13 protein-coding genes are annotated in these 12,747 nt (G+C 73.7%); 9 read left to right on the top strand and 4 right to left on the bottom strand.

Annotated elements, in window-relative coordinates:
* Positions 1 to 29: 29 nt before the first annotated feature.
* Positions 30 to 1,511 carry a glycosyltransferase family 87 protein gene (locus ACI78V_RS10525; RefSeq protein ID WP_456850847.1) on the top strand — a complete coding sequence of 494 codons (1,482 nt, stop codon included), beginning with the start codon at positions 30 to 32 and terminating at the stop codon, positions 1,509 to 1,511.
* Here the strand turns inward: ACI78V_RS10525 and ACI78V_RS10520 are convergent.
* On the bottom strand, positions 1,401 to 2,213 hold the full coding sequence (locus tag ACI78V_RS10520; protein ID WP_456850846.1) for a deoxyribonuclease IV: 813 nt from the start codon (positions 2,211 to 2,213) through the stop codon (positions 1,401 to 1,403). The two genes, ACI78V_RS10525 and ACI78V_RS10520, sit on opposite strands and share 111 nt — an antisense overlap.
* Before the next feature lie 192 nt (positions 2,214 to 2,405).
* Here ACI78V_RS10520 and rpsF point away from each other — a divergent pair, with 192 nt between their 5' ends.
* The 4 genes from rpsF to rplI all read left to right on the top strand — a co-directional run bounded on the left by rpsF (position 2,406) and on the right by rplI (position 3,969).
* Complete coding sequence (gene rpsF / locus ACI78V_RS10515) at positions 2,406 to 2,693, top strand: 30S ribosomal protein S6 (RefSeq protein WP_456850845.1); 288 nt, start codon at positions 2,406 to 2,408, stop codon at positions 2,691 to 2,693.
* Positions 2,694 to 2,695: 2 nt separating this feature from the next.
* Entirely contained in the window at positions 2,696 to 3,178 is a 483-nt protein-coding gene (locus ACI78V_RS10510; RefSeq protein WP_456850844.1) for a single-stranded DNA-binding protein, read from the top strand.
* 96 nt (positions 3,179 to 3,274) lie between these two features.
* Positions 3,275 to 3,511 (top strand): 30S ribosomal protein S18, encoded by a 237-nt coding sequence (rpsR, locus tag ACI78V_RS10505; RefSeq protein ID WP_097207512.1) that lies wholly within the window; start codon positions 3,275 to 3,277, stop codon positions 3,509 to 3,511.
* A 2-nt stretch (positions 3,512 to 3,513) separates the two neighbouring features.
* Complete coding sequence (rplI, locus tag ACI78V_RS10500; protein WP_456850843.1) at positions 3,514 to 3,969, top strand: 50S ribosomal protein L9; 456 nt, start codon at positions 3,514 to 3,516, stop codon at positions 3,967 to 3,969.
* Between the two features lie 135 nt (positions 3,970 to 4,104).
* Here the strand turns inward: rplI and ACI78V_RS10495 are convergent, their stop codons facing one another.
* Positions 4,105 to 4,500 (bottom strand): RidA family protein, encoded by a 396-nt coding sequence (locus tag ACI78V_RS10495; RefSeq protein ID WP_456850842.1) that lies wholly within the window; start codon positions 4,498 to 4,500, stop codon positions 4,105 to 4,107.
* A 524-nt stretch (positions 4,501 to 5,024) separates the two neighbouring features.
* On the opposite strand from ACI78V_RS10495, the gene dnaB reads away from it, so the two are divergent.
* Both dnaB and ACI78V_RS10485 read left to right on the top strand, forming a co-directional pair.
* Positions 5,025 to 6,395, top strand: coding sequence for a replicative DNA helicase (gene dnaB, locus ACI78V_RS10490; protein WP_456850841.1), 1,371 nt, complete (start codon positions 5,025 to 5,027; stop codon positions 6,393 to 6,395).
* 76 nt (positions 6,396 to 6,471) lie between these two features.
* Positions 6,472 to 7,359, top strand: coding sequence for a hypothetical protein (locus ACI78V_RS10485; protein WP_456850840.1), 888 nt, complete (start codon positions 6,472 to 6,474; stop codon positions 7,357 to 7,359).
* A gap of 78 nt (positions 7,360 to 7,437) precedes the next feature.
* On the opposite strand, the gene ACI78V_RS10480 is transcribed toward ACI78V_RS10485, so the two are convergent.
* Both ACI78V_RS10480 and ACI78V_RS10475 read right to left on the bottom strand, forming a co-directional pair.
* Positions 7,438 to 8,634, bottom strand: a complete 1,197-nt coding sequence (locus tag ACI78V_RS10480; protein ID WP_456850839.1) for a fatty acid desaturase family protein — start codon at positions 8,632 to 8,634, stop codon at positions 7,438 to 7,440.
* A gap of 34 nt (positions 8,635 to 8,668) precedes the next feature.
* Entirely contained in the window at positions 8,669 to 9,772 is a 1,104-nt protein-coding gene (locus ACI78V_RS10475) for a ferredoxin reductase (RefSeq protein WP_456850838.1), read from the bottom strand.
* A 107-nt stretch (positions 9,773 to 9,879) separates the two neighbouring features.
* Between ACI78V_RS10475 and ACI78V_RS10470 the strand changes: the two genes are divergently transcribed.
* Together ACI78V_RS10470 and ACI78V_RS10465 are read left to right on the top strand one after the other, a co-directional pair.
* Positions 9,880 to 11,067, top strand: coding sequence for a PucR family transcriptional regulator (locus ACI78V_RS10470; protein WP_456850837.1), 1,188 nt, complete (start codon positions 9,880 to 9,882; stop codon positions 11,065 to 11,067).
* Positions 11,064 to 12,443, top strand: a complete 1,380-nt coding sequence (locus ACI78V_RS10465) for a CoA transferase (RefSeq protein ID WP_456850836.1) — start codon at positions 11,064 to 11,066, stop codon at positions 12,441 to 12,443. Before ACI78V_RS10470 ends, ACI78V_RS10465 begins: the two co-directional genes overlap by 4 nt.
* The last annotated feature ends 304 nt before the right edge of the window (positions 12,444 to 12,747 follow it).

Raw genomic sequence — 12,747 nt, 5'->3', positions numbered from 1 at the left:
ACCGCGTCGTCCCCACCTGGACCGATCCGGTGGCGACCCAGGCCAGCGAGGCCGTGGGCGGCCCCTGGGGGCGGCACGCGGTGACCGGCCGGGCCCTGTTCTGGACGCCGCTGCGGGTCTGCCTGCTGTTCACCACGACCGTGCTGGCCCTCGCGTGGGTCAAGCAGGCGCCGTGCTCCGACGGCAACTGGGCGGGCTGGGTCCAGTACACGCACTTCTGCTACTCCGACACCGTCCCGCTGTACGGCCTGCACGGGCTGGACGGCGGGGCGGTCCCCTACCTGGACTCCGCCGTCGAGTACCCGGTCCTGACCGGCGCCCTCATGCTCGCCGCGGCCGGGCTGGGCCGGGTCTACGACGCGCTGGCGGCCGCGACCGGCGTGCTGCCCGCCGTCCCCGCGGTGCAGTCCTACTACGTCGCCACCTGCCTGCTGCTGACCCTGTGCGCCCTCCTGACGACCCGCGCGGTGCTCGGCGTCTCGGGGCGGCGACCCTGGGACGCGGCGATGGTCGGGCTCTCGCCCCTGCTGTTCGTGCACGCGTTCACCAACTGGGACCTGCTGGCCGTCGCCCTGGCCTCGCTCGGGCTGTGGGCCTGGGCCCGGCGCCGCCCGGTCCTCGCCGGGGCGCTGCTCGGCCTGGGCGTCGCCGCCAAGCTCTACCCGGTGCTCCTGCTGGGCGCGCTGTTCCTGCTGTGCCTGCGGTCCGGGCAACTGCGCACCTGGCTGCGGACGGCGGTCGCGGCGGCGCTGGCCTGGCTGGCGGTCAACGTGCCCGTCGCCGTCCTGGCGCCGGAGAACTGGTCGCGGTTCTTCCGGCTCAACAGCGAGCGGCCGGCCGACCCCGACACCCTGTGGAACATCGCGATCACCATCTCGGGCGGCCGGCTGTTCGACGGCCCGCTGGCCGACGGCGAGGCGCCGGTCGTGCTCAACGCGGTCGTGGCCGTGGCGGTGCTCGCGATGGTCGCGGCGGTGGCCTGGCTGACGCTGGCCGCCCCGGTGCGGCCCCGCGTGGCCCAGGTGGCGTTCCTGCTGGTCGCCGGGTTCCTGCTGCTGAACAAGGTGTGGAGCCCGCAGTTCTCGCTGTGGCTGCTCCCGCTGGCGGTGCTGGCCCGGCCGCGGTGGCGCGCGCTGCTGCTGTGGCAGGCGACCGAGGCGCTGCTCTGGGTGCCCCGGCTGCTCTGGTACCTCGGCACCGACAACCGCGGCGTCGAGGTGCAGTGGTTCTTCCTCGCCGTCACGGTCCGCGACATCGCCGTCGTCGTCCTCGTGGCGCTGGTCGTGCGGGACGTCTGGCGGCCGGACGGCGACGTCGTCCGGGCCAGCTGGCCCGGGGTCGACGACCCCGCGGGCGGCGTCCTCGACCACGCGGCGGACCGGTGGGTGCTGCGCCCCCGGTCAGCCCACCTGCGACCGCAGGAAGGCGACCTCCTCGGCGTGCGCGGGCGCGTCGCCGGGGGTCTCGAGGACGACGGGGCAGTCGGCCGCCCGGGCCACCTCGACCAGTAGCTCGGTCGGGATCTCGCCGTCGGTGAGCGGGGCGTGCCGGTCGCGACTGGAGCCGGCCGGGTCGCGGCTGTTGTTGAGGTGCACGAGGTCGACGCGCCCGGTGATCGCGCGGACGTCGTCCACCGCGGTCGAGAGGTCCCACCCGGCGGCCCAGGCGTGACAGGTGTCGAGGACGAAGCCCGCCCCGAACTCCCCCACCGCCTCCCACAGCCGGGCGATCGCGTCGAGGTCGCGGGCCATCGCGTTGCCGCCGCCGGCGGTGTTCTCGATGAGCAGGGGGACGGCGAAGCCGCCGCTCTCCGCCTGCCGCGCGAACGTCTTGCGCCAGTTGTCGACACCGGCGGCGGGGTCGTCCTTCGCCAGCACGTGGCCGCCGTGCACCACCATGCCGCGGGCACCGATCGCCGCCGCGGCCTGCGCGTGCTTGTCCAGCAGCTTGCGGCTCGGGATGCGGATGCGGTTGTTCGTCGTCGCGACGTTCAGCACGTAGGGCGCGTGCACGACGACCATCACGTCGCCGGCGAGCAGGTCGGCGGCGTCCGGGCGGGGCCGGGGCGCGGTCCAGCCCTGCGGGTCGGCGAGGAAGACCTGCACGCCGTCGGCGTCCATCTCCGCCGCGCGCGCCAGCGGGCCGCCGTCCGCCAGCTCGTTGTCCTCGGTCAGGCCGGGGCCGACGTGTACGCCGATCGGGTGAGCTGCCACGCGCCGACGATAGTGGCGCCCGCCGACGGTCCCGGGCCCGTGGCACCCGCGCCCGGCGACGTCGCCGGTTGACGTACCCTGGTGGGAGCGCGTTCCGGCGGTGGTCGTCACCGCGGGGGCGCGCGACGCGTGTACGACCCTCCTGCTGCAGACCTACTGCAGCCGTCCAGACCAGAGGAGGTGGGGTTCTCCGTGCGTCACTACGAACTGATGGTCATCCTCGACCCCGATCTCGAGGAGCGGACCATCGCGCCGTCCCTCGAGCGGTTCCTGTCCGTCGTCAGCAACGCCGGCGGCAGCTACAAGACCGAGATCTGGGGCCGTCGCCGCATGGCCTACGAGATCAAGAAGCAGGTCGAGGGCATCTACGCCGTCATCGACATCCAGGCCGAGCCCGCCGCGGTCGCCGAGCTCGACCGGCAGCTCAACCTGAACGAGTCGGTCCTGCGCACGAAGTTGATGCGGCCCGAGGCCCACTGACCATGGCCGGCGAGACCGTCATCACCGTCATCGGCAACCTGACGTCGGACCCGGAGCTGCGGTTCACGCCGTCCGGCGCCGCGGTCGCCAACTTCACCGTCGCCTCGACCCCGCGGACCTTCGACCGCCAGTCGCAGGAGTGGAAGGACGGCGAGGCGCTCTTCCTGCGCTGCAACGTGTGGCGGCAGGCGGCGGAGAACGTCGCCGAGTCGCTGACCCGCGGTTCGCGGGTGATCGTCTCCGGCCGGCTCAAGCAGCGGTCGTTCGAGACCAAGGAAGGCGAGAAGCGCACCGTCGTCGAGCTCGAGGTCGACGAGATCGGCCCCTCGCTCCGCTACGCCACCGCGAAGGTCACCAAGGCCTCCCGCGGTGAGGGTGGCGGCGGCTTCGGCGGCGGTGGCGGCGGCTTCGGCGGAGGCGGCGGCGGCGGGTCCAGCGACCCGTGGTCGACCCCGGCCCCGCCGTCGGACGAACCGCCCTTCTGACAGAGGACCCCGTCCTCCTCACCCCTCGCACGCTCCGGGTGAGCCCCTGGACGGGGCCGACAACCCCCTGAACCTCTTCGTAACTGGAGAACCCCGGTGGCCAAGCCCCCCATCCGCAAGCCGAAGAAGAAGGTCTGCCAGTTCTGCAAGGACAAGGCGACCTACATCGACTACAAGGACACGACCCTGCTGCGGAAGTTCATCTCCGACCGCGGCAAGATCCGTGCCCGCCGCGTCAGCGGCAACTGCAGCCAGCACCAGCGGGACGTCGCCGTGGCCGTGAAGAACAGCCGCGAGATGGCCCTGCTGCCCTACACCTCGACGGCGCGCTGACCATGAGCACCCAGAAGCTGATCCTGACGCAGGAGGTCACCGGTCTCGGGTCCTCCGGTGACACCGTGGAGGTCAAGGGCGGGTACGCCCGCAACTACCTCCTGCCCCGCGGCCTGGCGATCCTCGCCACCCGCGGTGCCGAGAAGCAGGTCGAGTCGCTGCGCCGGGCGCGTGCCGCCCGCGAGGTGCGGTCGCTCGAGGAGGCGCAGACCGTGGCCGGCAGCCTGTCCGGGCTGACCGTCCGCGTGCCGGCCCGCGCCGGTGAGGGTGGCCGTCTGTTCGGTCGCGTCACCACCGCCGACGTCGTCAACGCCGTCACCGCCGCCGGTGGGCCGGCGCTGGACCGGCGCCGCGTGGAGCTGCCCAGCAGCATCAAGACCACGGGCCAGCACACCGTCACCGTGCGGGTGCACCCCGAGGTGACCACCCAGCTGGCGATCGAGGTCGTCCCCGGCTGAGGGAGATCCCGTCCTCCCGTCCTCCCCGAGCTCCGGGTGGGACCGGGGACGGGGCCGCCCGTGAGGGGCGTCGGACTCCGGTCCGGCGCCCCTCACGGCGTTGTGGCCCCCGTGCAGGGGGCAGAGGGGCCTCCCTCAGTCGACCGCTGTCGCCTCGATCTCGACCATGAGCTCCGGGAAGGCCAGCCGCGTGACCCCGACGAGGGTGGAGGTGGGCCGGATGCCCGCTGCCGCGAACCGCTCGGCGAGGGCGGCCCAGGCGCCCATCATCCCGTCGACGTCGGTCGTGAAGACGTTCAACCGGACGACGTTGGCGAGCGTCATGCCGCCGTCCTTGAGCACCGCCTCGACGTTGTCGAGGGACAGGGCCACCTGGGCGGCGAGGTCCCCGGCGTGCTGCGGCACGCCGTCGGGGGACATGGCGGCCTGACCGGAGCACACCAGCACCCGGCCGGCGCCCTCGACGAGCTCGGCCTGGTTGAAGCCGAAGGCCACCGACCAGGGCCACGGGTTCACGGGGGTACGGGTCACGGGCACGGGTCCTCCCCTCATCGGCCGCCGTCACGGGGCCGCGACGGTCGGCGGACAGGGCCCCATGGTGGACCCCCGACGGCCGTGTGTGGAGTTGTGGACGTGTGACCCGTGGGACGGGTGGTCACCGGTCCGCGACACGCCGGGGCGACGACACCCGGATTTCTCCGTGATTTCTCCCGTCCACAACCGGTGGGTGGTCCCCTCGCAGGTCAGCGGCGGGATACGGGGACATGTCCCCGGCCGTCCCCCGCTGTCTCCACATGTCGACACGTCTGTGTCCACCGACTTGTCCACAAGTTGTGCAGAACGGGGTGCACAGCGGTGTTGGACTGCTCCGTCCCGGCTTCCTAACGTCCTCCCCGAGCCACCACCGGCACGTTCTGTCGGTGCCTGGCGGTAGCAACGAACCGAACAGACGTTCGAGTCTGGCGTACGACGTTTCTGGTGCTTCCCCCACCAGGCCCCGGCCCGCGGCCGGGGTCTGTTCGCGGGTGCGCCGGTGAGTGGATGGAGGACCCTCCGTGGCGGTGGCCGACGAGTTCAGCCGACCGATGCCGACGGCGCCGGCGTACGACCGGCAGCCGCCGCAGGACGTCGCGGCCGAGCAGTCGGTGCTCGGCGGCATGCTGCTGAGCAAGGACGCGATCGCCGACGTCGTCGAGGTGCTGGCGGGGCCGGACTTCTACCGGCCCGCGCACCAGGTGATCTTCGACTGCATCCTCGACCTGTACGGGCGCGGTGAGCCGGCCGACGCGATCACCGTCGCCGCCGAGCTCAACCGCACCGACCAGCTGTCGAAGATGGGTGGCGCGGTCTACCTGCACACGCTCATCCAGTCGACGCCCACGGCGGCCAACGCCGGCTACTACGCCGCGATCGTCGCCGAGCAGGCCGTGCTGCGCCGGCTGGTCGAGGCCGGCACCCGCGTCGTCCAGCTGGGGTACGGCGCCGCGGGCGGCAAGGGCGACGTCGACGACATCGTCGACCGGGCGCAGCAGGAGATCTACGACGTCACCGAGAAGCGCATGAGCGAGGACTACGCGCGCCTCGAGGACGTCCTGCAGCCGACGATGGACGAGCTGGACGCGATCGCCTCCCGCGGCGGCACCGCCCGTGGCGTGCCCACGGGCATCCGCGACCTCGACGAGCTCACCAACGGCCTGCAGGCCGGCCAGATGGTCGTCATCGCGGCACGTCCCGGTGTGGGCAAGTCGACGCTCGGACTCGACATCGCGCGGTCGGCGACGGTCAAGCACCACCTGCCGGCGGTCATCTTCTCGCTGGAGATGAGCAAGCACGAGATCACGATGCGTCTGCTGTCGGCCGAGGCGAAGGTGCCGCTGCACCACATGCGCGCCGGCACCCTGTCCGACGAGGACTGGTCGAAGCTGGCCCGCCGGATGGGCGAGATCGCCGACGCGCCGCTCTACATCGACGACTCCCCGAACATGACGATGATGGAGATCCGCGCCAAGGCGCGCCGGCTCAAGCAGCGCAACGACCTCAAGCTCGTCGTCATCGACTACCTGCAGCTGATGACGTCGGGCAAGCGGGTGGAGAGCCGCCAGCAGGAGGTCTCGGAGTTCTCCCGTGCGCTGAAGCTGCTGGCCAAGGAGCTCGAGGTCCCGGTGATCGCCATGAGTCAGCTGAACCGTGGGTCGGAGCAGCGTCAGGACAAGAAGCCGATGCTGTCGGACCTCCGCGAGTCCGGCTCGATCGAGCAGGACGCCGACATGGTCATGATGATCCACCGCGAGGACATGTACGAGAAGGAGAGCCCGCGGGCCGGCGAGGCCGACATCATGCTGGTCAAGCACCGCAACGGGCCCACCGCCAACGTCACCGTCGCCTTCCAGGGCCACTACAGCCGCTTCGTGGACATGGCGAACTGAGGGGACGCCTCACCTGCGGCGGGCCCGGAGCGGTCCCCGCTGCGGGCCTGTCGGCGGTCTGCGCCAGGCTGGCCCCATGAGCGTCGACCTCTCCGCCGCTGCCGGCTTCATGGCCACCTCCGCCCGGCTGCTGGACCGCCGGCGGTTCGAGCGGCTGTTCGGGAACGGGGACGGCGACGCCGTCCTGGCCGCGGTCGAGGCGTACCGCAACCCCGACGGCGGCTACGGCTGGGGCCTGGAGCCGGACCTGCGCTCGGGCACCAGCCAGCCGGGCGGGGCACTGCACGCCCTCGAGGCCTTCGCCGACGTCGTCCCGGAGACGACCGGGCGGGCGCGGGAGCTGTGCGACTGGCTGGAGGCGGTCACGCTGCCCGACGGCGGGCTGCCGTTCGCACTCGCGGTGCCCGACCCGGCCGGCTGCGCACCGTTCTGGGCCTCCGCCGACGCGACGTCCTCGTCGCTGCAGATCACCGCGGTCGTCGCCGCCATGGCGCACCGGGTCGCCGAGCACGACCCCGCCGTGGCGGCCCACCCGTGGCTGGCGCGGGCCACCCGCTTCTGTCTCGCGGCCGTCCGCGGGCTCGGCGCGGAGCCGCACGCGCTGGAGCTCGCCTTCGCGGTGCGGCTCCTCGACGCGGCGCACGCCACCCACCCCGAGGCCGGGGAGCTCCTCGACCGCCTCGGCCGGCACGTCCCTGCCGACGGTTTCGTGCACGTCGCCGGCGGCGCCGAGGAGGAGTTCATGCGCCCGTTGGACTTCGCGCCCCGGCCGGGCCGCCCCGCGCGTGCCCTGGTGACGCCGGAGGCCGTCCAGCGGGAGCTGGTGCGGCTCGCCGCCCACCAGCAGGACGACGGCGGCTGGCGGGTCGACTTCGACAGCTACTCACCCGCCGCGGCGCTGGAGTGGCGCGGCAACCGCACGATCGAGGCGCTCACCGTGCTCCGGGACAACGGCGCCCTCTGACCACGGCCGGCGACCCCGCGACGACGGCGTCCCCGGCGCCCGGGAGCGGGCACCGGGGACGCGGCGGTCGAGCAGGGGTCAGGCGGCGGCCTCGGCCATCAGCCGGCGGCGCACCCTCGGCGACCCGGTGGCCATCTTGTAGAGCTTGCCCAGCTGCGAGGGCAGGTTGCGCGCGGTGGTCTTCTCCAGCCAGCCGTTGGGCAGCGACAACCGGATGATCTTGTGCCAGGCCGACGCGACCTGCTTCGGCAGCGGCGCCGAGTGGTAGTTGAGCCCGTACCTGTCGAACAGGTCGCGGACCCTCGGCGCGATCTCGGCGTAGCGGTTGCTGGGCAGGTCGGGGAACAGGTGGTGCTCGATCTGGTGCGACAGGTTGCCGGTCATGATGTGCATGGCCGCGGAGCCGGAGATGTTCGCCGAGCCGAGCATCTGGCGCAGGTACCACTCGCCGCGGGTCTCACCGTCGATGGACTTCTTCTCGAAGGTCTCGACGCCCTCGGGGAAGTGCCCGCACAGGATCACCGAGTTCGACCACAGGTTGCGCACCACGTTGGCGACGAAGTTCGCGGTGAGCGTCGAGACGAAGTTCGGCCCCGACAGCAGCGGGTGGATGAGGTAGTCCTTGCGCACCTGGCGGCCGACCTTGCGCAGCACCGCCTTGGCGCGGGCCCGGAACTCCGGGTCCCCGGTCTGCTTCTTGGCGATGACCGCACCGAGCTCGAGGTCGTAGGCGGCGATGCCGTACTCGAAGAAGCAGGCGTTGATGAAGCTCCACAGCGGCTGACCGAGGTGGAAGGGCTGCCACTTCTGGTCCTCGTCGACGCGCATGATGCCGTAGCCGAGGTCGTTGTCCTTGCCGATCACGTTCGTGTACGTGTGGTGCAGCTCGTTGTGCGAGTGCTTCCACTGCTCGGCCGGGCTGGCCATGTCCCACTCCCACGTCGTGGAGTGGATCTTCGGGTCGCGCATCCAGTCCCACTGCCCGTGCAGGATGTTGTGCCCGATCTCCATGTTCTCGAGGATCTTGGCCACCGAGAGGCCGACGGTCCCCAGGATCCACGCCGGCGGGAAGCCCGAGGCCAGCAGCACCGCGCGGCTGCCCAGCTCGATCTTGCGGTGGACGTCGATGACCTTCCGGATGTAGGCCGCGTCGGCCTCACCGCGGGTGTCGATGACGCCCTGGCGGATGTCGTCGAGTTCCTTGCCTATGAGCTCGATGTCCTCGGCGGTGAGGTGGGCGATCGGGTTGACGGGCTTCTTCTGGATGACGGTCACGCGGCGGGGCTCCTCAGCGGGTCGCGGGGGTGGGTCAGTGGTCGATGTCGCAGGCGCCGGCGGCGGCGCTCACGCAGGTCTGGACGAGGACGCCGTCCCCGGGAGCGGCGGTGGTGACCTCGCCGTTGCGCAGGTCGCGGACCGCGCCCTCCCGCAGCGGCAGCACGCAGCCGAAGCAGATGCCCATCCGGCAGCCGCTGGGCATGAGGACGCCGGCCTCCTCGGCGGCGTCCAGGATCGGCGTCGCGCCGTCGGCCTCGACGGTCGTGCCCGACTTGGCGAAGGACACGGTGCCGCCCTCACCGGTGACGACGACCGTGGGCCGGAAGCGCTCGGTGGACAGCCGGTCCCCCAGCCCGGCCGCCGTCCAGTGCTCCTCGAGCGCCTCGAGCAGCCCGACCGGGCCGCAGGCCCAGGTGGCGCGCTCGGCGTGGTCGGGGACGAGTGCGGCGATGGCCGCGGGGTCCAGCAGGCCGGCGGTCTCGGTGTGCTGCTCCACCAGCCGGATCCGGCCCGCGGCCGCCATCCCGCGCAGCTCGGTGCCGAAGACGACGTCCTCGGCGGTGGGGGCGGAGTGCACCAGGACGACGTCGGTGAGCTCCGGGTGGTTGCGCAGGATGCCCATCACCGGGGTGATCCCGGAGCCGGCGGTCACGAACAGCGCCTTGGCGGGGGCGGGCGTCGGCAGCACGAACTCGCCCGCGGCCTGGTCCAGCTGCACGATCGTGCCCGGCTCGGTGCGGTGCACCAGGTGGTTGCTGACCTTCCCGCCGGGGATGGCCTTGACGGTGATGCTGATGCAGCCGTCGGCGCGGGTGAGGTCCGAGGTGAGGGAGTAGGCGCGCCACTGGCGGACGCCGTCGACGTCGACGCCGATGCGCACCCACTGGCCGGGCACGTGCGGGCGCCAGTCCGCGCCGGGACGGATGACGAGGGTCGCGGCATCGCGGGTCTCGGGGTGCACCGCCTCGATGCGCCCGCGCAGGGGGGCGCCGGAGCGCAGCGGGTTGACCAGGTCGAGGTAGTCGTCGGGCAGCAGCGGCGTCGTCACCAGCTCGGCGAGGCGCAGCGCCCGGTCGCGGAGGGCGGTCAGGGCCGACGGCCGGGCCGGGGAAGGGCGCGGGACGGTCGCGGTCATACATCTGATGATTCCCAGCTCAGGGCGCAGTTACCTGTGCTCTCGACGTGAACGTCGACGCGGATACTGTCCCCACCGAACAAAGCGCCGGTGACAGTGAGGTGAGCGTGACGCCGGAACAGAACCCCTTCACCCCTGCGGTGGCCGCGGCGATGCGTGCCGAGCTGCCCGCCGTCGCCGAGCGCACCGTGGCCGCCATCGTCGTCGAGGTGCCCAGCTACGCCGAGGCGTTCCAGGGCGACATGGGGCGGGCGATCGAGAACGCCGTCCAGCTCGCCCTCGGTGGGTTCCTCCAGCTGGCGACGACGACGGGTGGCGGCGACGCCAGCCGGCCCATCGATCCCGCGCTCGAGGGTGCCTACGCCCTGGGCCGCGGCGAGGCCAAGAACGGGCGGTCGATGGACGCCCTGCTCGGCGCCTACCGGGTCGGCGCCCGCGTGGCGTGGCGGCACATGAGCGAGACGGCGGTGGCCGCAGGGATGCCGGCGGGCTCGCTGGCCCGCTTCGCCGAGCTCGTGTTCGCCTACATCGACGCGCTCTCGGCCTCCAGCGTCGCCGGCCACGCCGACCACCTCGCGACCAGCGGCCGGGAGCGCCGCCGCCACCTGGAGCGGCTGGCCGAGCTGCTGCTGACCGGGAGCCCGGCCTACGACCTGGCGTCCGCGGCCGAGCGCGCCGACTGGACGCCGCCGCGGACGCTCACCGCGGTGCTCCTGCCCGAGGCGCGGGCCCGGGGCGCGGTCGCCCAGCTCGACGCCCGCACGCTGCAGGCGGGGGCGGACCTCCCCGGCGCCGAGCCGTCCACCGAGCGGGCGGTGCTGCTCGTGCCGGACGCCGAGGGGTTCGCGCGGGCGGCGCTGCTCAAGGCGCTGTCCGGCCGGGAGGCCGTCGTCGGACCGCCGCGGCCGTGGCAGGACGCCCGCTCGTCCTACTCCCGCGCCCTGCGCGCGCTGCAGCTGGGGCTGCGCCCGGAGGGCGAGGCGCCGGTGGACACCGAGCAGCGGCTGGCCGAGCTCGTCCTCCGGGCCGACGGCGAGGCCCTGGCCGATCTGCGCGCGCAGGTCCTCGCGCCGCTGGACGAGCTCGCACCCGGCCCGCGGGAGAAGCTGGTCGAGACGCTGCGCTCGTGGCTGCTGCACCACGGGCGGCGGGAGAGGATCGCCGCGGACCTGTTCGTCCACCCGCAGACGGTGCGCTACCGGATGGGCCAGCTGCGTGAGCTGTTCGGTGAGCGCCTCGACGAGGCGCGGACGGTGCTGGAGCTGACCATCGCGCTGGGTGCCCCGGAGCCGTGACCCCCGCTCCTGACGATCGCAACCGTGGCCGGCGTCCTCGCGGCCGTGCGGACGACCGGCACGTCGGCGGGTCGGGCGCCGGCCTGCTCGGCGAGGTCTGGCCGCTGCTGACCGGCGCCGGGGCGCCGCCGGTGCGGGTCTCGGGACGCACCGGGTTGGCGGGGCCGCTGCCGGTCCCCGACCTGGCCGTGGGCGCCGTCGCCGCGCAGCTGCTGGCCGCCCGGCTGCTCCGGGGCGGGTCTCAGCCGGTCGCGGTGGACGCCGCCCACGTGGGTCTGGCGTTCCGCAGCGAGCGGTACGCGGCCGTCGGCGGGCGGCCGGTCGCGCCCGGGTTCGCGCCGCTGTCGCGGTTCTGGCGGACCGCCGACGGCTGGCTGCGGCTGCACGGCAACTACCCGCACCACCGGGACGCCACGCTGCGGGTGCTGGGAGCGGAGGGCGGTGCCGCGGCAGAGCGCTGGCCGGGCGAGGAGCTGGAGTCCGCCGTGGTCGCGGCGGGGGGTGCGGCGGCCGCCGTCCGTCCGTGGTCCCTGTGGGCGGGGACGCCGCAGGGTGCGGCGGTGGCCGAGGCCCCGCTGGTGGGCCTGCGGCGGGTGGTGGACGGGCCCGCGCGTCCGGCGTCCCCCGAGGGCCTCCGGGTGCTGGACCTGACGCGGGTGATCGCCGGTCCGGTCGCCACCCGGACGCTGGCGTCGCACGGTGCCGACGTCCTCCGGGTCGACAGCCCGCGCCTGCCCGAGGACCCCGGCCAGCTGATCGACACGGGGCCGGGGAAGAGGCACGTGCTGCTGGACCTGGCCGCTGCCGGTGACCGCCGGACGGTCGAGGAGTTGCTGGCCGAGGCGGACGTCGTCGTCCAGGGGTACCGGCCCGGGGCGCTGGCCCGGTTCGGGCTGGACCCGGAGTCGTTGGCCTCCCGGTGTCCGCACCTGGTCGTGGTGGGCCTGTCGGCGTGGGGGACGACGGGTCCCTGGGGCGGGCGGCGCGGCTTCGACTCGCTGGTGCAGGCGGCGACCGGGATCGCGGTGGAGTGCGGATCGCCCGACGCGCCCGGCGTCCTGCCGGCGCAGGCCCTGGACCACGCGACGGGCCACCTGGCCGCCGCGACGGTGCTGGGCGCGCTGGCCCGACGCCGGGAGGAGGGCGGCGGCTGGCACGGGGAGCTGTCCCTGGCCCGGACGGCGCACTGGCTGCTGGGCGCGCCGCGGCCCCCGGTCCAGGATGCCGGTGAGCCGGTGGACCCCGCGCCGTACCTGCTGTCGCTGCCGTCGGTCGACGGGCCGGTCACGGTGGTCGCGCCGCCGGGGTCGCCGCCGTGGCGGGCCGCGGCGGCGGGGCCGTCCGGTCAACGCCCCGTCTGGCTGTCGCGGCCGTAGTCGGGCGTGGACGCGTCCGGCCGCGGGGTGCGGCGGGGTTGCGTCACGGGGTATTGGTGGCGGACGTACAGCTGTCGTCCAGGTTCTGCGCTGACGATGGGCGCAGCCGGGGTCGGCGGGTTCCCCGTCCGGTTCCCCACCCCCGGCACTGCGGGCCGTTCCGAGGGGGCGGTCTGCTCGGGTGGCGCGAGGCCCGGCTCCCTGGACGGCTGGGCCTCGCGTCACCCCCGTCGCAGGTCGCCGCGACCGGCCGCGACCACCAGCGGTCGCCCCGGCGCAGGTCACGGCTCACAAGGGCGGGAGG

The sequence above is a fragment of the Geodermatophilus sp. SYSU D00742 genome (genome assembly GCF_054049935.1).
This window is presented reverse-complemented; position numbering and strand designations above follow the sequence as displayed.

Bases quoted from the DNA above. Each gene is read 5' to 3' on its own strand.
- ACI78V_RS10475 (WP_456850838.1), bottom strand. From the start codon at position 9,772: ATGACCGCGACCGTCCCGCGCCCTTCCCCGGCCCGGCCGTCGGCCCTG.
- ACI78V_RS10510 (WP_456850844.1), top strand. From the start codon at position 2,696: ATGGCCGGCGAGACCGTCATCACCGTCATCGGCAACCTGACGTCGGAC.
- rplI (WP_456850843.1), top strand. From the start codon at position 3,514: ATGAGCACCCAGAAGCTGATCCTGACGCAGGAGGTCACCGGTCTCGGG.
- ACI78V_RS10485 (WP_456850840.1), top strand. From the start codon at position 6,472: ATGAGCGTCGACCTCTCCGCCGCTGCCGGCTTCATGGCCACCTCCGCC.